The organism is Terrisporobacter petrolearius, from assembly GCF_020748185.1.
Taxonomy (GTDB): domain Bacteria; phylum Bacillota; class Clostridia; order Peptostreptococcales; family Peptostreptococcaceae; genus Terrisporobacter; species Terrisporobacter petrolearius.
Genome location: NZ_JAHZMO010000008.1, coordinates 61,583 through 80,907, shown reverse-complemented (window position 1 = coordinate 80,907; position 19,325 = coordinate 61,583). Strand labels below are relative to the sequence as shown.

General features: G+C 29.3%; 17 protein-coding genes and 1 riboswitch. Of the genes, 14 read left to right on the top strand and 3 right to left on the bottom strand.

What is annotated here, in order from left to right; genetic code table 11:
* The first annotated feature begins 88 nt into the window (after nt 1–88).
* The 7 genes from K0040_RS06995 to K0040_RS06965 all read left to right on the top strand — a co-directional run bounded on the left by K0040_RS06995 (nt 89) and on the right by K0040_RS06965 (nt 7,432).
* Nucleotides 89–1,504 (top strand): YfcC family protein, encoded by a 1,416-nt coding sequence (locus K0040_RS06995; RefSeq protein WP_228108208.1) that lies wholly within the window; start codon nt 89–91, stop codon nt 1,502–1,504.
* A gap of 43 nt (nt 1,505–1,547) precedes the next feature.
* Nucleotides 1,548–3,002, top strand: a complete 1,455-nt coding sequence (locus K0040_RS06990) for an aminoacyl-histidine dipeptidase (protein ID WP_228108207.1) — start codon at nt 1,548–1,550, stop codon at nt 3,000–3,002.
* A gap of 475 nt (nt 3,003–3,477) precedes the next feature.
* A complete protein-coding gene (locus K0040_RS06985) occupies nt 3,478–4,032 on the top strand; it encodes a hypothetical protein (protein WP_228108206.1) in 555 nt (184 codons plus the stop codon).
* Between the two features lie 134 nt (nt 4,033–4,166).
* A complete protein-coding gene (locus K0040_RS06980; protein WP_228108205.1) occupies nt 4,167–4,445 on the top strand; it encodes a hypothetical protein in 279 nt (92 codons plus the stop codon).
* Entirely contained in the window at nt 4,446–4,847 is a 402-nt protein-coding gene (locus K0040_RS06975) for a hypothetical protein (RefSeq protein ID WP_228108204.1), read from the top strand. It begins immediately after the preceding gene.
* A gap of 719 nt (nt 4,848–5,566) precedes the next feature.
* Nucleotides 5,567–6,790, top strand: coding sequence for a deoxyguanosinetriphosphate triphosphohydrolase family protein (locus tag K0040_RS06970; protein ID WP_228108203.1), 1,224 nt, complete (start codon nt 5,567–5,569; stop codon nt 6,788–6,790).
* A gap of 201 nt (nt 6,791–6,991) precedes the next feature.
* Nucleotides 6,992–7,432: a DUF2628 domain-containing protein gene (locus tag K0040_RS06965; RefSeq protein ID WP_228108202.1), complete on the top strand. Its 441-nt coding sequence runs from the start codon at nt 6,992–6,994 to the stop codon at nt 7,430–7,432.
* A gap of 45 nt (nt 7,433–7,477) precedes the next feature.
* Here K0040_RS06965 and K0040_RS06960 read toward each other — a convergent pair whose 3' ends face one another.
* Nucleotides 7,478–7,921, bottom strand: coding sequence for a hypothetical protein (locus K0040_RS06960; RefSeq protein WP_228108201.1), 444 nt, complete (start codon nt 7,919–7,921; stop codon nt 7,478–7,480).
* 141 nt (nt 7,922–8,062) lie between these two features.
* Here K0040_RS06960 and K0040_RS06955 point away from each other — a divergent pair, with 141 nt between their 5' ends.
* From K0040_RS06955 to mgtA, 4 genes are all read left to right on the top strand, one after another.
* Nucleotides 8,063–8,518, top strand: coding sequence for a peptide deformylase (locus K0040_RS06955; protein ID WP_331476279.1), 456 nt, complete (start codon nt 8,063–8,065; stop codon nt 8,516–8,518).
* Between the two features lie 238 nt (nt 8,519–8,756).
* Nucleotides 8,757–9,650 carry a sulfite exporter TauE/SafE family protein gene (locus K0040_RS06950; RefSeq protein ID WP_228108200.1) on the top strand — a complete coding sequence of 298 codons (894 nt, stop codon included), beginning with the start codon at nt 8,757–8,759 and terminating at the stop codon, nt 9,648–9,650.
* Between the two features lie 274 nt (nt 9,651–9,924).
* Nucleotides 9,925–10,085, top strand: a riboswitch (M-box (ykoK) riboswitch).
* Nucleotides 10,086–10,512: 427 nt separating this feature from the next.
* A complete protein-coding gene (locus K0040_RS06945) occupies nt 10,513–10,830 on the top strand; it encodes a DUF3784 domain-containing protein (protein WP_175487622.1) in 318 nt (105 codons plus the stop codon).
* Between the two features lie 272 nt (nt 10,831–11,102).
* Nucleotides 11,103–13,883: a magnesium-translocating P-type ATPase gene (gene mgtA, locus K0040_RS06940; RefSeq protein WP_228108199.1), complete on the top strand. Its 2,781-nt coding sequence runs from the start codon at nt 11,103–11,105 to the stop codon at nt 13,881–13,883.
* A 52-nt stretch (nt 13,884–13,935) separates the two neighbouring features.
* Here the strand turns inward: mgtA and K0040_RS06935 are convergent, their stop codons facing one another.
* Nucleotides 13,936–14,439, bottom strand: coding sequence for a hypothetical protein (locus tag K0040_RS06935; RefSeq protein ID WP_074915949.1), 504 nt, complete (start codon nt 14,437–14,439; stop codon nt 13,936–13,938).
* A gap of 153 nt (nt 14,440–14,592) precedes the next feature.
* Here K0040_RS06935 and K0040_RS06930 point away from each other — a divergent pair, with 153 nt between their 5' ends.
* The 3 genes from K0040_RS06930 to K0040_RS06920 all read left to right on the top strand — a co-directional run bounded on the left by K0040_RS06930 (nt 14,593) and on the right by K0040_RS06920 (nt 18,566).
* Nucleotides 14,593–16,101 (top strand): hypothetical protein, encoded by a 1,509-nt coding sequence (locus K0040_RS06930; protein WP_228108198.1) that lies wholly within the window; start codon nt 14,593–14,595, stop codon nt 16,099–16,101.
* A 281-nt stretch (nt 16,102–16,382) separates the two neighbouring features.
* Nucleotides 16,383–17,048: a tetratricopeptide repeat protein gene (locus tag K0040_RS06925; protein WP_228108197.1), complete on the top strand. Its 666-nt coding sequence runs from the start codon at nt 16,383–16,385 to the stop codon at nt 17,046–17,048.
* A 165-nt stretch (nt 17,049–17,213) separates the two neighbouring features.
* Nucleotides 17,214–18,566: a peptide MFS transporter gene (locus tag K0040_RS06920; protein WP_228108196.1), complete on the top strand. Its 1,353-nt coding sequence runs from the start codon at nt 17,214–17,216 to the stop codon at nt 18,564–18,566.
* Nucleotides 18,567–18,704: 138 nt separating this feature from the next.
* On the opposite strand, the gene K0040_RS06915 is transcribed toward K0040_RS06920, so the two are convergent.
* Nucleotides 18,705–19,325 (bottom strand): response regulator transcription factor, encoded by a 621-nt coding sequence (locus tag K0040_RS06915; protein ID WP_228108195.1) that lies wholly within the window; start codon nt 19,323–19,325, stop codon nt 18,705–18,707.

The window sequence follows — 19,325 nt, the reverse complement described above, 5'->3', positions numbered from 1 at the left end:
TAATTTAAATCTTTTCACAATTACATAAAATATATTTTAATGGCAAATTTAATATAAATAGCAAAAGTCATTAAAGGAGAAATGTAAAATGAGCACAAATGAAAATAAGAAAAAATCATTTAAATTACCAACGGCTTATACTGTATTATTAGCCATAACAGCAATTATAGCAATTGCAACATATTTCATACCAGGAGTTAAGAAGGCAACTTTGGCTGATTTTGTTATGGCTCCAATAACTGGATTACAGGAGGCAATTGATATAGCTATATTTGTTTTATTAATAGGAGGCTTTTTGGGAGTAACAACAAAAACAGGTGCCTTAGATGCAGGTATAGGAAATGTAGTTGCAAAATTAAAAGGAAAAGAATTAATCTTAATACCTGTTCTAATGTTTTTATTTTCTCTTGGAGGAACTAGTTTTGGTATGGCAGAAGAAACTATAGCTTTTACAGCTTTAGTTACAACTACTATGATAATAGCAGGGTTTGATCCTTTAGTATCTGTAGGAACTATTATTTTAGGCGCAGGCAGTGGTGTTTTAGGATCTACAGTAAATCCATTTTTAGTTTCTGTAAGTATAGGGGCATTAAAAGGAGTAAATATAGCAGCTAATCAAGTTATAATAATTGGTACGAATGTGGCATTATGGTTATCATCACTACTTATATCTATATTCTTTGTAATGAATTATGCTAAAAAAGTTCATGCTGATAAATCAAAAACATTATTATCAGATTCGGAAATAAGACAAGCAAACGAAGCTTTTATAGGAAATGAAGAGGGCAAAGAAGAAGTAATAGAGTTTACTGGACAGAGAAAAGTTGTGTTAGCATTATTTGCTTTCACATTTTTAGTAATGGTAGCAGGGATTATACCTTGGGAAGAATTTGGAGTAAATATATTTGCAAATACAGCATTTTTGACTGGAGCTCCTCTTGGAAGTTGGTGGTTCTCTGAACTAGGCATGTGGTTTGTAATTATGGCAATAATCATAGGTTTAGTATATAGAATGACAGAATTGGAAATAGTAAATTCATTTTTAGACGGAGCCGCTGAAATGGTTGGAGTCGCACTTGTTATTGGTGTTTCAAAAGGTATATCAGTTATAATGAGCTCTACAGGATTAGATGCTTATGTTTTATCAAAAGCTTCTTCTGTATTAGTTGGAATGTCTCCAATTATATTTACAATAGTTGCATATTTAATTTATATGGCATTGTCATTTTTTATACCTTCTACATCTGGACTTGCAGGTTTATCAATGCCTATATTTGGGCCTTTGGCAGTTAGTTTAGGATTTCCACCAGAAGTAATAATCTCAATATTTAGTGCTGGTAGTGGTATTGTAAACTTAGTTACGCCAACAAGTGGTGTTATTATGGGAACACTAGCCATAGCAAAAGTTGATTATTCATCATGGGTTAAATTTGTTAGCAAAGTATTATTAGCAATCTTTGTGGCATCAGCAATAATATTAAGTGTTGCTATGATGATGGTATAAAATTGGATTTGTTCAAAAAGTATTTAATTAAGGGAGAATTAAAATGAAAATAGAAAATTTACAACCAGAATTAGTATTTAAGTATTTTTCACAGATATCTAAAATACCTAGAGGTTCTGGAAATGAAAAAGAAATAAGTGATTATTTAGTAAGTGAAGCAAAAAAGCTTGGATTAGAAGTAATTCAAGATAAAGCTCTAAACGTAATAATTAAAAAACCAGGTACAAAAGGATATGAAAATAGTCCAGGTGTAATACTTCAAGGACATATGGACATGGTTTGTGAAAAAAATAAAGATACAGTTCATGACTTTACTAAAGATGAAATAAAATTAAGAGTAGAGGGAGATTATTTATATGCTACAGGAACAACATTAGGCGCTGACAACGGAATAGCAGTTGCCATGGGGCTTGCATTACTAGCATGTGATGATACTCCTCACCCTCCTCTTGAAGTTCTTTATACAGTTAATGAAGAAGTTAGCATGATAGGTGCTATGAAACTAGATGAAAGTATTTTTAAAGGAAGATATATAATAAACTTAGATTCTGAGGAAGAGGGAAAAATAACTGTAAGTTGTGCTGGTGGAGTAACAGCAATTATTACTATAGATAAAGAGTATAAGGAAATTTCTTCATCAAAAACTGCTTATAATATAGGAATAAAAGGTCTTCAAGGTGGACACTCAGGAATGGAAATTGATAAAAAAAGAGGAAATTCCAATGTATTAATGGGTAGAGTTTTAAATCATATTTGTAAAAATGGAATAAGTTATGATTTAGTTTCTATTCATGGAGGACTTAAAAATAATGCCATACCTCGTGAAAGTGAATGTGTAATTCTTATAGATGATAATAATAAAGAAGCTTTACAAAAAGAAATAGGTAATATTTTAGATATATTTAAAAATGAGTTAAAAACTTCAGATCCAGGCGTAATTTTAGAATGTAATAAAGGTGAAGAAACTTATCATAAAGCATTAAGTGATGATGTTAAGAATAAAATTATTGGTGTTCTAAACTTAATGCCTAGAGGCATTCAAACTATGAGCCCAGATATAGAAGGCTTAGTAGAAAGCTCCACTAATTTAGGTGTTGTAGTTACAAATGAAAATGATATTATATTTGAATTTGCAACTAGAAGTTCTGTGAAAAGTTTAAAAGAAGACCTGAGCTATAGAATGGAATTACTTAGCAAGTTTATAGGTGTAAAACTTGACTTAGAAGATGATTACCCTGAGTGGGAATATGCTAAAAACTCTAAACTAGAAAAAATTTGTGAGGACACATACGAAGAAGTAACAGGTAAAAAACCAGAAATAGTGGCATTACATGCTGGACTAGAATGTGGATTATTACTTGACGCTATAAAAGGAGCAGAAGCAGTATCCATAGGTCCAGACTTATTTGATGTTCACACACCAAATGAACATTTAAGTATTAGTTCTACAGAAAAAACGTGGGATTACTTAGTAGCTATTCTTAAAAATATTAAATGATTATTTTTATAGATTTTTATAGAATAAACAAGAAATGACATCTAATTTATTAGATGTCATTTTTTTGTAAGTAAGTATTAAAAAAGTTTATATTAACCTATTTCTAGGAAAATTTTTGACTTTGATTAGAAAAATAACTTATTGATGTTAAAAAATGTTGATTTTAATTAAAATATATATATAATTTAATCAAACCATATTACGAATAAAATATTTAAATAATATAATTAATTATAAATTAGATTAATTAAAATTAAGTTTAATGAAAAGATAAACAAAGCTATATCGTTAAGTTTAATTTAGGTTACTATCTTAAGATTAACTTAAAATTTTATGTATGATAATGATGACTACTATGAAAAAATAGGATACAGATTAATTTGATGGATAAGGAGGCTTAGTTTAAATATGGGATAAAGTAAAATTAAAGATTTGATTAGATTTTAATAATATAGAAAGTTAAGGAGGGTGATTTATGAAAAAATTATTACTATTAGGTTGTATATTTGTAATATCATTTTTTTCGACTTCATGTAATTATAATCAGGTAGAGGATAAAGTGGTTATAACTAAAAATGATACAGGTGAAAATAACATAAGCGGAATGGGTATTGATTATCAAATAAAAAATATAACAAAAGGAAAATATAATGTTAGTTTATATTCAAAAGAGTTTAAAAAAGGTAATTTTGAAAAAGAAGAGCGTTTATATAATACAACTTTAACTTTTGATAAAAATGTAGATAAAATCAATTTAAGTATATATCAAGAAAATGAAAATATTAAGGTATATATTGGTGATTCTGACATAAATACAATAACGTCAGACTTTTTTAAAAATACTAGTGGAATAGCCCTATTTGGATTAGATACAGAGAAAGAAATAATCATTAATAACGAGTTACCAATTATAGGCTATATTATAGGTGATGATGTGAAAAATGTACAAAGCACAAATATTGATGAGATTTTTAAACATAAATCTACAGGAGAAATTGTAATTTATTTAAAAATTAGTGATACAAAATAAAGAATTAATATTGATCTGAATATTATTAAAACTTTTAAAATATAATGTCTAATTTTTATATTTAAATTATTGTAAATATAATATTATGTATTATGAAAGAGTATGCTACATTTATTAATAAAGGGGGGGATTTTATGAAAATAAAACAAAATATTAAAGTATTATTATTAAGTGGGCTAATTATAGGTTCTATTTCTCTGACTAATATAGTAAGTGCAGATTCTTTGGGTAAAAGTAATAATCCAATAAATATAATGTCTGAGGGGGATGAAGAGGTAACAATTAAAGAAATAACAAGGGAAAAATATGTGGAAAATCTAGCAAAAAATGAAGGTATTACGATTAATGAGGCTGATAAGCAAGTAGCAGAAAGAACGGAAAAAGCCCTAGAAGAAATAAGAAAACCGTTGTAAATGAAAGGCAAAAATGTTAAAGCGGCAGGTAATATTACTTGGAGACAAGCATCTTGGAAACAGTCTTATTCTAAAAATACTGCTTTTAAGGCTGAAATGGATGCAAGTTTTGAAATTTATACCAACTTATCATTTAGACAAATTAATAGCTGTACAGTAGGTTCTTCATTAGCAGCTGGTAAATATACTTGTTCATGGAAGCAAAGTAATAGTTGGAAAACAACTAAATACCCAGTTTCAGCTGCTACAGTTGGGGTAACTGGTAAATTTTATACTAAAGTGACTCAGACTGGTGGCGGTGGAATTAGCATTCCTGGATTTACTTTTTCAGGATCTAGTTCAACAACTAAAACATATGTATCTGATAGTATGAGTATACAAAAACAATACAGAGTATATTAATTACAACACCGTTGGTTAAGTATATAGATTTAGATTGAATTAATAAGGAAAACGATTTTATGCATAAAAAAGTAAGGAATATACAATATTTCTTACTTTTTTAGTATGCCAAGCATAGGCAACAACTTGACGGTAAAAGTCCGTTGCAGGCTTGTGGTAAGGGCAAGGTTGTCCATCGTGAGGTGGAATCTTAAGGAAGCCTACGGTAAAGTCTTGGTCTGAGGGACACGAACTACAGATGAGGCTTACTAGAAGTTAAACAAAACGAAGTCCAACACTATCCGAAATTTCTAGTAGTAAATGTAGAAGATATATGAGATGAAGGTTGTTACTCTTACCTGGGGAGGTCTGATAGATACATCATTAATAAAGGATGTGCTTTCTAAAGTAGCTCGCCCACACGTGGATCAAATTTGGTTTTTAAACTTCAAATTTAATTTCTGGCCACTGGTGATCATATTACCCTTATTATTTGTCCTATGCTCTTTAGTTCCATATGTTATCTATCGCTTTGCAGGTAGGCAAAGTGTTGTAGAACGTACAGTGAGTTAATTATAATTTTTAAACTTTCTACTTTAAGGGTATACACAAAAATGTGTATACCTTTATCCGTTAAAGCTATATGCAGATTAAGATATTAGTAAGAATAGTATAGGCATAAAAAAACAGTGTTATAATATTATTAATATATAACTTATATTTATATATGGAGGGATATTATGTACAAAAGATTTTCTCATGTGGCAATTAATGAAGATAAAAACTCTAAAGAAGCTCTTTTAAGACAAAAAGAACTATACTCAAGAAAAAATGATATGAGAAGTGAGTTTGAAAGAGATTATACTAGAATTTTACACTGTTTAGCATATAGAAGATTAAAACATAAGACACAGGTATTTTTTAATACACAAAATGATCATATTTGCACAAGAATGGAGCATGTATCTCATGTGGAATCAGTAAGTTATATTATAGCTAAAGCTTTAGGGCTAAACCATGAATTAACAAAAGCAATAGCAACAGGCCATGATTTAGGCCATGCACCCTTTGGTCATGAGGGGGAAAAAGTTATAAAAAATATACTAGAAGAAAATTTAAACTATTCTTTTTGGCATGAAAAAAATGGTTTGAAAGTAGTAGACAAGCTGGAATTACTCCAAGATAATAAGGGAGACCTAAGTAATTTAAACCTTACATATGCAGTGAGAGATGGCATAATATGTCATTGTGGTGAGGTGGATGAAAATGGAATCTACCCTAGAAAAGATTTTATAGATCTAAATACCATAACTAATCCTGGTCAGGTGCAGCCTTATACTTGGGAAGGTTGTGTTGTGAAAATTGCTGACAAGATAGCTTATCTTGGAAGAGATATAGAAGATGCACTTCTTTTAAAAATAATTAGTCGTGATGATTTAAAAGAAGTATATGAACTAGGTCATAAGTACGGCCAAAAAACAGTGAACACTTCCGTAATAATGCACGAATTAATGGGCGATCTTATTGAAAACAGCTCTATTGAAAATGGAATTTGCTTTTCTCATGAAAAACAGAACTTTATTGACTCCATAAAAAAATTTAACTATGAAAAAATATACGATAACGAAAAGTTTAGCTACTATAAAAAATATGCAAACTTAGTGATTAACAGCATATTTGAAGAATTATTCAAATATTATGACAAGGAAAATACCATAAATAATTTGCAAGCCAATATAGATAAGAAATACAGATTTGTCTTAAGTGATTTTAAAGGGTGGATAATAAAGTATTGTGATGAAGGTATTTTTGATAGAAAAGATTTGAAAAATAGTCTAAATAATGTGAAGGTTTATGGAACTCTACATAGTGAAAAAATATATAAAGAAGCCATAGTAGATTATATTTCTTGTATGACAGATTCTTATGCTATTAAATGTTTTAATGAATTGATATGTTTTTAGTGATAAAAGTTTAACAAAAAATATAAAATTACTATGAAAAAGTCTGTTTGAATATTTTGAATACCATACAATTTAGTTTTGTTAATTTTAAAATGGGTATAAATATTAATATAAAAGACAAATTAATTTTGAGCATAATGAGCAAAAATATGATAATATATTAAGTATTTCAAGAATTAAAATCATCAAGGAGAAAAATTTATGCAACAAGTAAATGAATTAAATTTATTTATACAAAAGAATCTGAATTTTTATGAAGAAAAATTTAGAAAAATGGATGATTCAGGAAAGAGCATATCTTGGAACTGGTCAGCATTTTTTATGGGCATATATTGGATGATATATAGAAAAATGTACTTTAAAGCAGGTGCATTTTTTATATTAAGCTTAGTAGCATCTTCTACACCATATATTGGAGGCATACTAAACCTTGCAGTTTTAATTGGTATAGGGATTTATGCAAATGCATTATACCAGGATCAGATACGTGGAAATATGGAAAAAACAAAGGGATTATTACCTGAGGCCAAAGAGATAATTGCAAAGAAAAGAGGAGGAACAAACTTACCTCTTGCAATTGGATTATACGCAGTTCACAACATAGTGGTAATAATAATTTTAGCTTTGGTTTCAAAAATGTAAATAAAATAGCATTCACTAATTTATTTTAGTGAATGCTATTTTTGTTTATTTTAAACCTAAGTCTGAAAGCATGCTAGATATTCCATATGTTTCATCGTATTTTGAGTAGTAATCTTTAAATACATCATCCACTTTGGAATCTTTAAATACCTCAAATTCAATTCCTTTAAATTGACCTATAATACATTTTAAATTAGTATTGTTTAAGTAATTTATTAATTTTAATATATATTCTTTTACATCTTCTTTAGGTAAAACTTTTAATTCATCAATATTCTCAGCTATAATGCAAGCAGACTCATTTAATTCTTCTGTTGAAATGCTGTTATTTAATTTAGATATTATATCTTCTAACTCTTCTTTGCTAAGCTCTAAGTCATCTATATTTTTATTATCTAAAATTTCTTGTATTTTATCTAAAATCATAGATTCATTCCAAGAATACTTATTAGGATTGAATGTTATTTTATTATCAATATTATTGTTCATTTTATAAATCTCCTCATATTAATGTAATGTTATTATATCAAAAATTATAAATTTTATCATTAGAGGTAACTATTAAAGTTATTCTTCAAGGAATAATGAAGAATAGAAAATTTTTATATGATATAATAAGAAAAACATATTATGAAACATAAATACATAAGTAAAATTGGAAAGGTTGGGATGAATATGATAAAACCAATTATGAAAGACCTATTGTTTTTAGGAGAAAAATCTGAACTAGCTACTAAAGAAGATGTACATGTAGTTGATGATTTAATTGATACATTGAGAGCAAATCTTGAAAACTGTGTTGGAATGGCAGCAAACATGATAGGAGTTAAGAAATGTATAATTGTATTTGCTGTAGGAAATTCAATAGTTCCAATGATCAACCCAGTTATAACTAAAAAAGAGAATAGTTATGTGATAGAGGAAAGTTGTTTATCTTTAATAGGTATTAGACAAACAACAAGATATGAAACAATAGAGGTAGAATATTTTGATAGAAGTTTCAAAAAACAAAAGAATAAATTTAATGGATTTGTAGCACAAATTATTCAACATGAAGTTGATCACTGTAATGGGATAATAATTTAGGGTAAAATACTAGTAAAAATACTAGTATTTTTTTTATTTAAACTTCATAGACAGTTCTACTGAAATTGTGTAAAATTCAACCTTTTTATAACAAAATAAGACATGAAATAATTTTGTGTATTTGGAAATATAAAAAAATTTTAAAAAAAATTAAAAAAGGTATAGAAAAATATAAAAATAAGATGTATAATCGTTCTTGTCAAAACAAATATTTAATTTTAAGGGGGCTAAAGCAATTATGCTAACAGCAATTTTAGGCGCATTAGGCGTTATAACAGCAGGTTACACAACAGTTTACGTAAATGACTTTAGAAAACACAGGGATGCATCTAAGGCAAACGTATTCAGAACAGGACTATTTATAGGATTTATAACAGATTTCTTAGATGCAATAGGAGTAGGTTCTTTTGCAACTACAACAGCAATTTTAAAATTCAGTAAGAAAATAAATGTACCAGATAAGTTATTACCAGGTACATTAAACGTTGCACATGCATTGCCAATGATAACGCAAGCGTTTTTATCACTTAATGCAATATCTGTAGACATGACTACTTTATTATCCATGATAATATCAGCAGTAGCAGGTTCTTGGATAGGGGCTGGTATAATATCAAAATTACCAGAGAAAAAAGTTCAATTAACTATGGGAGTTGCTCTTGCAGGAACAGCTGTATTATTAGTGTTAGGTCAACTAGGATTAATGCCATCAGGTGGGGAGGCTATGGGTCTTGCTGGTGGAAAATTAATAGTAGGTATAGTTGGTAACTTTATACTTGGAGCATTAATGACAGCAGGTATAGGATTATATGCACCATGTATGGCAATGATTGCACTTCTTGGAATGAACCCAAAAGCAGCATTCCCAATAATGATGGGTGCTTGTGCATTTGTTGGACCAATAGCTAGTACAAAGTTCGTTAAAGAAGGAGCTTATGAAAGACAAGTATCTATGGGTATAACTATAGGTGGGGTAATAGGTTCAATTCTTGCATTATTATTCGTAACTAACATGCCAGTATACTGGTTAAAATGGTTAGTAGTTTTAGTTGTTGTTTATACTTCAGCAACTATGTTTAAAGCAGCTATGACTAAAGATGTAAAAACTGAAAAAGAAGAAAAAGCTAGCTAATAATTTAATATTAATTTTATTAAGTAAAATATAAAAGTCTGCCTTTATAAAAATAAGGTAGACTTTTTTTAGTAGAAAGTTTATAAAAATGAAATTCTTATGAATGATGTACAATTGCGCTCTACTATATTGCTGGTATTGGAACAATTTTTCTTATGTAAGAATTTAATATAAAATGCTCAGAAAAAGTTTTAATTATGAAAAGATAATAGTGTGAATTTTAAAAATATCTTGACATTAATTTGAAAATGCTAATATAATGGTATTACAAGTTAAAAAAAATCGGTAGGTGAGGTTACCTTAGGGATACGGGTTGGTGCCGCGAAATAGTGGAAACACTATTAGATGGTTAGCAGGATGCATCGGAAAAAGAAGGTGTATTCTAATTCAATTACATTGCCCTAAGAAGCTAAAGCTTGAACGAGAATTATTAATATATTATTTATTGTATACAAATCCTTGTTTAGCTATGGCTTAACTGGGATTTTTTTAATGAATTCTAAAAATAATAAGAAGGAAGGTGAGATTGTGGAATCAGGTAGTCATAGTAGTAATTACTGTTGGAAAATAGTTGGCGTAAAACAAAAATTGGAATATGGGATTAGAGTGTCTATTTGGTATCATTTTTCTCCCATGATATATATTTATTAAAATAAAAATATTTTTATATATAACAATTAATAGTAAACACCTCTTAATAATTTCCAATGGTAAGGAATAATAAAATATCCAATGGTAAGGAATAATAAAATAGTAAATTTAACTATTTATTTATGCAAAAAAACTTTGGAGAACAAGGGGTGTATTTTTGTGGCCTTTTTTAAGAAAAATGAGAAGATGTATAAGAAAGGAGAATGAGAAAATGTTAAAAGAAATTATGGTTTTATTTATGTTTAGTATTATATTTATGGTTGTGTCATTTGCCCTATACACTGGAAAGGCACTAAAATATATGAAATCTTATGAAGGATTAAGTGATGAAGAAAAAGGAAAAATAAGAATAATTCCACTTTGTCAAAATATAAGCGTGGCAATTTTAATAGCAGCAATTATATTTTTCATAGCAGGGTGTTCATTACAATTTAGAGAAAATTTATTTCAATGGTTTATTGTTATTTGGATAATAGGTTGTGCTATTAATCTATGGTATATTGATAAATCAAAAAAATATGAAAATTAGTTTTTAACAAAGATGTGAAAATTTCAATAAGCTAAATGCTTTTAGAGTTTATATAGATATTAAAAAGAAAGATAAGAGGTGATGAAAGTGGATTCCCAAAGTAATGAAGGCATAGAAGGTCAAGGAAGCAAAATTATTAATAATGATGATGAGGAAGTTCCTAGAGTTCATTTTTTATCACAAATTTATAATAAATAATTTACACATTCCTTCCTTTAATTTTGTGCCTAAAAATCAGGTTGCTCTAAAACAAAATTAAGGAGGTATCAAAAATGAATACTATAAAAAGAAATGAAAAGTTAAATGATAAAAGAAAGGTTGCTCAAGAGGTTGCTAATAAAAATTATAATTTGGAAAAATTAGAATCAGCAGCATCTTTAGATATTGAAGTCTTATTAGAAAAATTAAATTCTTCTGTCAACGGTATGGAAGAAAAAGAAGTAATAAATAGTCGTAATACTTATGGCAAAAATGAGATAACAGGTGAAAGAAAAAAGTCATTAACAAAGAAATTAGTAGAGTCATTTGTTAATCCATTTACTATTATACTGCTTTGTCTTGCTATTGTATCAACAATAACAGATATTATATTACCTTATACTCAAGGAGTTTTAGACGAGGTGGATCCTTTAACAGTAATTATTATTATGACAATGGTAATAGCATCAGGAGCACTTCGCTATATTCAAGAAACACGTTCAGGCAATGCAGCAGAAAAATTATTATCTATGATAACTACAACATGTTCAGTGGAAAGAAAAGATAAGGGACCAAAAGAAATTCCGCTAGAAGAGGTAGTAGCAGGTGATATTATACATTTGTCAGCAGGAGATATGTTGCCAGCAGATGTTCGTATAATTGAAGCAAAAGATTTGTTTATAAGCCAATCTGCTCTTACTGGAGAAAGTGAACCAGTGGAAAAGGTTCATACTAAGGCTACAAAAGACTACGATATTATAACAGAATATCACAACCTTGCATTTATGGGTAGTAATGTTATCAGTGGCTCTGCTAAAGCAGTAGTAATAGCAGTTGGAGACAACACAATGTTTGGCTCAATGGCTAAATCGGTAGCAGGAGAAGCCGTTGAAACTAACTTTACAAAAGGTGTAAATGCAGTATCTTGGGTATTAATTAGATTTATGTTAATAATGGTACCTATTGTGTTCTTTGTAAATGGAATAACAAAGGGTGATTGGTTAGAAGCTTTCTTATTTGCCATTTCTGTGGCAGTAGGATTAACTCCAGAGATGCTACCAATGATAGTGACAACTTGTCTTGCAAAAGGTGCAGTTGCCATGTCTAAGAAAAAAACAATTATTAAAAATTTAAATTCTATTCAAAATTTTGGAGCTATGGATATACTTTGTACTGATAAAACAGGAACACTAACTCAAGATAAAGTTGTTTTGGAGTATTATATGGATTTACATGGCGAAGAAGATTCTCGTATATTGCGTCATGCATATTTAAATAGTTTTTTCCAAACAGGATATAAAAATTTAATGGATAGAGCAATTATTTCTAGAACAGAAGAGGAAGAAGCTAAGGATAAGACATTGACAGATTTATCAGAAGCTTATCACAAAGTGGATGAAATACCATTTGATTTTACACGTCGTCGCTTAAGTGTAGTAATAGAGGATTCAAGTGGAAAATCTCAAATGATTACAAAAGGTGCCGTAGAAGAAATGTTATCCATATGTGATTTTGCAGAGTACAATGGTGAAATAATGCCCCTTACAACAAAAGTAAAAAAAGAAATTCTTGCTAGGGTAAATGATTTAAATGAAGATGGAATGAGAGTAATTGGTTTAGCTCAAAAAACAAACCCATCTCCAGTTGGATCATTTGGAGTAAAAGATGAATGTGAAATGGTATTGCTAGGATACTTGGCATTCCTTGATCCACCAAAAGAAAGCACTAAAGATGCTATTAGAGTATTGAAAGAACACGGAGTGACAACAAAGATATTAACTGGAGACAATGAAAAAGTTACTCGTTGTATTTGTCGTCAAGTTGGTTTAAAAGTAGAAAATATATTATTAGGATCTGATATAGAAAAAATGTCATCAAATGAATTAAAGAAAGCAGTTGAAGAAACTACAGTATTTGCTAAACTTTCACCAGAGCAAAAATCAACAATTGTTACTGTGTTAAGAGAAAATGGTCATACAGTTGGATTTATGGGAGATGGTATTAATGATGCTGTAGCTATGAAATCAGCAGATGTGGGAATTTCTGTAGATACTGCCGTTGATATTGCAAAAGAATCAGCAGATGTAATTTTATTAGAAAAAAGTTTAATGGTATTAGAAGAAGGTATTATTGAAGGACGTAAAACTTATGCTAATATGATTAAATATATTAAAATGACAGCATCATCAAACTTTGGAAATATGTTTTCAGTATTAGCTGCAAGTGCATTACTTCCATTCTTACCAATGATGAGTGTTCATCTTATAATGTTAAACTTAATTTATGATATATCTTGTATAGCTATTCCATGGGATAATGTTGATGAAGAATTTATTAAAGAACCAAAAGCTTGGGATGCTTCATCAATTGGGAGTTTTATGCTTTGGATTGGACCAACAAGTTCTGTATTTGACTGGACAACATACTTGATAATGTACTTTATAATATGTCCGCAATTTGTTTCTAATGGAGCATTATATAATACAATTGCAGATGGAACAATTATTCAAAGTGGTGTGTTTGCTGGATTAGATATGAAGGCAACTTATGTAGCAATGTTCCAAGCAGGTTGGTTTGTAGAGTCTATGTGGACACAAACATTGGTAATCCATATGATTAGAACTCAAAAAATTCCTTTTATTCAAAGCAGAGCGTCAGCATCTTTAACTCTTCTTACTTGTGGTGGAATAGGATTATTAACAGTTATTCCTTTTACACCATTTGGAAAGGCACTTGGTTTTGTTCCACTTCCAGGAGTATACTTCTTATACTTGGGAGCTACAGTATTTTTATATATGTGCTTAGTAACAATTTTGAAAAAAGTATATGTTAAGCGTTGTGGTAGCTTAATGTAGTATATAGAGTTGAAAAAAGCTACTAATTTAATATTAGTAGCTTTTTTTAGTACTAAACAGCCATATTCTTTTTTTCTTCGTAAAGATTTAAAATAGTTTCACATCGTTTGTTTATATATTTATTTATTAATACTAGCACAATATTTAATGATATTACTGTAAGAAAAATAGCCATATTATTTGATGATAATAATATGAGTTTGGCTCTTTCCATAGAGTATATAAATAGAATCATAAGTATATTACATTCAATATAGAATATAAGAAGACTTAAAAAGTCTTTGTAAGTATGAGTCATATTCGAAATGCTTTTTTTTAAAGTTGCTAAGGATACTACCTTACTAAAAAATCCGTATTTTTTTAATATGACTATAGTAGTTTTTAGTAGTTTAAATATTAGTATTAAAGGAATAATGCAAATCATAATAAGCCTAATATTAATATATATAAAAATTTTATCAATATAAAGATTTTTACTTAACAATAGTAATAGTGGTATATCAACAAATAATAAAAAGGTATTTATTGAAATTTTATTTATTTTTATTTCTCTCATAGCTACTCTCCTTAAAAGCATAGATTGATTTATTTATAAGTATAACATAAATTTTTAAAATTCATAAACATATTGACGAAATATAGCATATATTGTTATAAGTAGGCGTTTATTTAAAATACCTACTTATATTAATAAAAAGTTGGTGGAATAATGTATAAATTTAAAAATTTAACACCAGTTAATGGATTGGATTATAATGATCTAGAAAATGCTAGACAAAATAATTATTGTTGGTCTATGAGTGAACTAGATGACTATATATATGTGGGAACAGGTAGAAATATACTATTAGTAATACTTCAGACTTATTTTGGAGGTAGTTTAAATATACCAACATCCATATATGCGCCAGATCAAGATAATAGAGCTGAAATCTGGAGATATAAAAAAGACTGTCCAGATTCTTGGGAAAAAGTTTTTACAGTTGAAGAGGAAAGAGAATACGGATTTAGATATATGGTTAATTTTAGACCTTTTGATGGAAATCCAGCTCTTTATGCAGCATCAGCAGCTACTGAAGGATATATGCAAGTTTACAAATCAGTTAATGGTGTAATATGGGAGCCGGTGCTTTCTGATGTTTTACCAAATAGTACTATAACTGGAACTTCCTCAAGAGCTATGGTAGTTCATAAAGGTAAGTTATATTTGGCAGCAATAGATGAAACAGGTATGGGATCAGAAACTTTACTGTATAGTAGTAAAGATCCTGAGTTCTTCCCATGGAAGTTAGAAACTCCACAAGGAACAGATCCAGATAAAAACCCTCAAGGGGCAATCTCCAATATGGCTGTTTTCAACAGACGTATATATGTGGCAACAAGTACAGATGCTGGAGTTCAAGTATGGAGAACTAATAAAGAAGAGCCTGAAGTTAATGATTGGACACTTGTAGTAGACAATGGTTTTGGTGATGAAGATAACGTATATTCATTGAGTATGGGAGTTTTCAAAAATCATCTATATGTAAGTGGTACTAAAGAATTGCCACTAGCATGGGCTATACCAAGAGGCTGCGATATAGTAAGAATAGATAAATATGACAATTACGAAGTAGTAGTAGGACCAGATAGTGTATCTGGAATTTGGTCAGGATTTTTTAATCCATTTAACGTATATGCTTGGCAAATACAAGAATATGAGAATAAATTATTTGTAAGTACTTTTGATGATTCTACAAATATGCAACTTATATTAGAGTTATTATTAGCTAATAGACAAAATATACCTTTGCCAGGATGGATAGTAGATATTTTAATAGGAATATATGAACTTGTTGTAGAACTACTAAATAGATTTAAATATCCATTTGGATTTAATTTATATGTATCTAAAAATGGACTAGATTTTGATCCAGTATTTTTAAATGGATTAGATAACAGATATAACTATGGTGGAAGAATATTATTTGTAGACAGTGATAATGATTTATATATAGGCACAGCAAATCCATATCAAGGGCTAGAAGTTTGGAAAGCTTCTCAATGTGGACATTGTTATTGTGATAATTATAAAAAGTGGGATTTAGATGCAATTAAAAAAGAACTAGAAAAAGAGCTTGCCAAATTACAGCCATATATGCCACAAATTCAAGAGTTTTTCCAACCAATGACTGGCAGATATACTGTTAGAAAAAAAGTTAATAAAATTAATTGGTAATTACCTTTTTAATTACTAATTATGGAGCTGTCTTATTTAGGCAGCTCTTTAATATTTTTTACTGAATTAAGATAGAGTACATGATGATAAAAGCTGGAAAGATTCTTTATAATAATATGAAAAAGTGAAAAAACATAGTAAACTTATAGTAAGTTACAAATTAATAAACTTAAAATATCTAAAAATGATTAATTATTAAAATTAATGTGTGTATAGAATAAGTAACTAATGGGGTGTTCTTATTTTATTATATATAATGTGTTTAATCAGGGGGGATTTAGATGGTTTTAAACCAAAAGACTATACTTGATAATAGACTGCAAAATGATGTTAAATATTATCAAGAGTGCTTTAGTGTGGGGCTAAAGTATTACAATGGGGAGGTCTTTGAACAAAATTACAAAAAAGCATTCATGTGGTTTGAAAAATCTGCACAAGGCTCAAATATTAATGCTCAAATAATGCTTGGATGTATGTATTATGAAGGTAGAGGTGTGGAAAAAAACTACGAAAAGTCTTTCTTTTATTTTGAAGAATGTGCAAAGAAGGATAATAAGCAAGGATTGTATTTTGCAGGACTAATGTATAGAGAAGGACAAGGTATTGGCATAGACTACAAAACCGCCTATTTATATTTTAATAAGGCGGCACAAAAAGGAGTTGCTGATGCTTATTTCAGATTAGGTGAAATGTATTTTGATGGATTATATGTAGCGCAAGATTATGAGCAAGGTTTGGAATTATTTAAAGAATCTGCTAGGCAAGGATATGTGTATGCTCAACTGGAGTTGGTAGCCATGCATTGTCATGGTATTTATGTAAAAAAAGATTTAAAGGAAGCAAATAAATGGTGTGAGATGGTGTTAGAAAAAAACAATGAATTTTATAATAATATTCTAAAAGAAAATAAAATCCTTGAAATTTTAGAATGTGAAAGTAATCAATAATAAAAATTTGTATCCCTTAAAATTATATTTTTCAAGCATATTGTGTTGATTATATTGTATACAAAAATAATTATATATAAATGATTGACCGTATATATAATTTCTGATATCCTCCTTTTAGGGGCATAAATGTATTGACAGAGACAAAAAATTAGGAGGGGAAATATGGATAACACTGTAAAAACAAAGAAGAAATATCCTAAAGGCTTTTATGTATGTGCATTTTCATTTACATTAGAGCGTATGGCATTTTATTCTTGTAAATGGCTAATTGCATTATTTGTTGCAAAAACATTGGTTGAAGGTGGTTTAGGCTTAACTGACACAGATGGTGCAAAAATGAGTGCAAACTTAGTAGCATTTACATACTTAACACCTATAATTGGTGGATGGATAGCTGACAGATGGGTAAGTCCTAGAATTTGTGTTCCTTTGGGAACACTATTAATGGGTCTTGGATATTTATGTGGATGGCAATCTGCAACACAAGGCTCAGTCGCAATGATATGGTTAATGATTATTTTAGTTTCTATTGGAACAGGTTTATTTAAAGGTAATATATCAGGTATAAATGGTAGATTATTTGAAGATAAGGATCAACTGGATTCAGCATTTACAATTCAATATTCATTTGTAAATATAGGTTCATTTATAGGTACTACAGCTATATCTTTTGTAGCTTATGGAATAGGTTTTGGACCAACATTTATAGTTTGTGCTCTATTATTATTCCTTGATACTCTATGGTTAATATTTGGAGGAAGAACATATTTCGGAGATATAGGTAAAAAACCATTTAAAATCAACGAAACAAATATTGAAAGTGAAAAAGACAAGCAAAAGAGTGATAGCGAACCTTTAACTAAGCAAGAAAAACATAGAATTGGAGCTATTTTCCTTGTAACTTTATTCTCTGTAATCTTCTGGGTTGTATGGTACTTAACATACATGCCAATAATGTATCACTGGGGTCCTGACTTTGATTATGCTAACAAAGCAAACTGGATGATTGGTAACTTTACAGTACCATCTGCATGGTTTGACTCACTAAATGCTTTATGCTGTATAACTTTTGGACCAATACTTGCTGCTGTATGGACTAAACGTGCAAAATCACCAAAAGGTGATTTAAGTATGTTTAAGAAAACTGCACTTGGTATGTTACTTCTTGGTGTAGCATTTGTAATAATGGCTGGAGCTGAAATAATAAGAGGAGAAAATCAAGCAAACTTAATGTGGATTGTGGCAGTAGGTGTATTGATGTCTCTTGGTGAAATGGTATTCTCACCACTAGGAAACTCATTTATATCTAAGTTCTCACCACCTAGAGTTTTAGGACTTATGCTAGGAGTATGGCCATTTGCAATATTTATAGCAGGTAAGTCTTATGGATACTTATATGAATATTTAGGTAAATACTCATTTGCACCAGCATATGGTATAGTTGGAGCAATAGTTCTTATCTGTGGTGTAGTATTATGGTCATTAGATAAGAAATTCAATACTTTAGTAGAATAATATTAAATTAGTTTAATTTTATGATAAATTAAAGAGGGCCCTATACAAGTAGCACATTTTATGTGTCTTACTTTATAGGGCCTATTTTATTTATTAGGATATTATAATATTATTTGACCAAGGTCCTTGGCTGAGATTTTATAAGTTTTTATAATAAAAAATAGCTACCTGGGTTCTATCTCTCAAGTTTAACTTTTGTAGAATATTGCTAAGGGTATTTCTAACAGTACCTTCACTTAAAAAAAGAATATTAGCAATTTCCTTGTTACTAAGACCTTCAGCTATAAGAGTAATAACCTCCAGCTCTTTTTGGGTAATTCCAAATTTAGAGAAATCAGTAGAATTAGAATTATCAAGAAGAGAAGGGATTTTAGAAATAATATCATCACCAAAAACATTTTGGCCAGCGTGAACTGCATTTAGTGATGGTACTATACACTCAAAATTTTGTTTTATAATATAACCCTTGGCACCAATATTTAAAGCCCTGATTATATATTCATTATCAGAAAAAGTAGTCAAAAATAGTATTTTAGCATTACTATCTTCTTTTAAAATAGTCTGGGCTGCTTCAAGTCCAGTCAAACCATCCATACGAATATCCATAAGCAGGATATCTGGATTTAATTTATGATAAAGATCGATAGCCTCATTCCCGCTACATCCAGTTGCCACCACCTCTATATCATTTTCAACTTCAAGTATGGTTTTTAGAGAAACACATACTAATTTATCATCATCAACAACTAATACACGCAT

What these genes read in the sequence shown, in the direction of transcription:
- K0040_RS06995 (WP_228108208.1), top strand. Translation starts at nt 89, where the DNA reads ATGAGCACAAATGAAAATAAGAAAAAATCATTTAAATTACCAACGGCT.
- K0040_RS06990 (WP_228108207.1), top strand. Translation starts at nt 1,548, where the DNA reads ATGAAAATAGAAAATTTACAACCAGAATTAGTATTTAAGTATTTTTCA.
- K0040_RS06985 (WP_228108206.1), top strand. Translation starts at nt 3,478, where the DNA reads ATGAAAAAATTATTACTATTAGGTTGTATATTTGTAATATCATTTTTT.
- K0040_RS06980 (WP_228108205.1), top strand. Translation starts at nt 4,167, where the DNA reads ATGAAAATAAAACAAAATATTAAAGTATTATTATTAAGTGGGCTAATT.
- K0040_RS06975 (WP_228108204.1), top strand. Translation starts at nt 4,446, where the DNA reads ATGAAAGGCAAAAATGTTAAAGCGGCAGGTAATATTACTTGGAGACAA.
- K0040_RS06970 (WP_228108203.1), top strand. Translation starts at nt 5,567, where the DNA reads ATGTACAAAAGATTTTCTCATGTGGCAATTAATGAAGATAAAAACTCT.
- K0040_RS06965 (WP_228108202.1), top strand. Translation starts at nt 6,992, where the DNA reads ATGCAACAAGTAAATGAATTAAATTTATTTATACAAAAGAATCTGAAT.
- K0040_RS06960 (WP_228108201.1), bottom strand. Translation starts at nt 7,921, where the DNA reads ATGAACAATAATATTGATAATAAAATAACATTCAATCCTAATAAGTAT.
- K0040_RS06955 (WP_331476279.1), top strand. Translation starts at nt 8,063, where the DNA reads ATGAAACATAAATACATAAGTAAAATTGGAAAGGTTGGGATGAATATG.
- K0040_RS06950 (WP_228108200.1), top strand. Translation starts at nt 8,757, where the DNA reads ATGCTAACAGCAATTTTAGGCGCATTAGGCGTTATAACAGCAGGTTAC.
- K0040_RS06945 (WP_175487622.1), top strand. Translation starts at nt 10,513, where the DNA reads ATGTTAAAAGAAATTATGGTTTTATTTATGTTTAGTATTATATTTATG.
- mgtA (WP_228108199.1), top strand. Translation starts at nt 11,103, where the DNA reads ATGAATACTATAAAAAGAAATGAAAAGTTAAATGATAAAAGAAAGGTT.
- K0040_RS06935 (WP_074915949.1), bottom strand. Translation starts at nt 14,439, where the DNA reads ATGAGAGAAATAAAAATAAATAAAATTTCAATAAATACCTTTTTATTA.
- K0040_RS06930 (WP_228108198.1), top strand. Translation starts at nt 14,593, where the DNA reads ATGTATAAATTTAAAAATTTAACACCAGTTAATGGATTGGATTATAAT.
- K0040_RS06925 (WP_228108197.1), top strand. Translation starts at nt 16,383, where the DNA reads ATGGTTTTAAACCAAAAGACTATACTTGATAATAGACTGCAAAATGAT.
- K0040_RS06920 (WP_228108196.1), top strand. Translation starts at nt 17,214, where the DNA reads ATGGATAACACTGTAAAAACAAAGAAGAAATATCCTAAAGGCTTTTAT.
- K0040_RS06915 (WP_228108195.1), bottom strand. Translation starts at nt 19,325, where the DNA reads ATGCGTGTATTAGTTGTTGATGATGATAAATTAGTATGTGTTTCTCTA.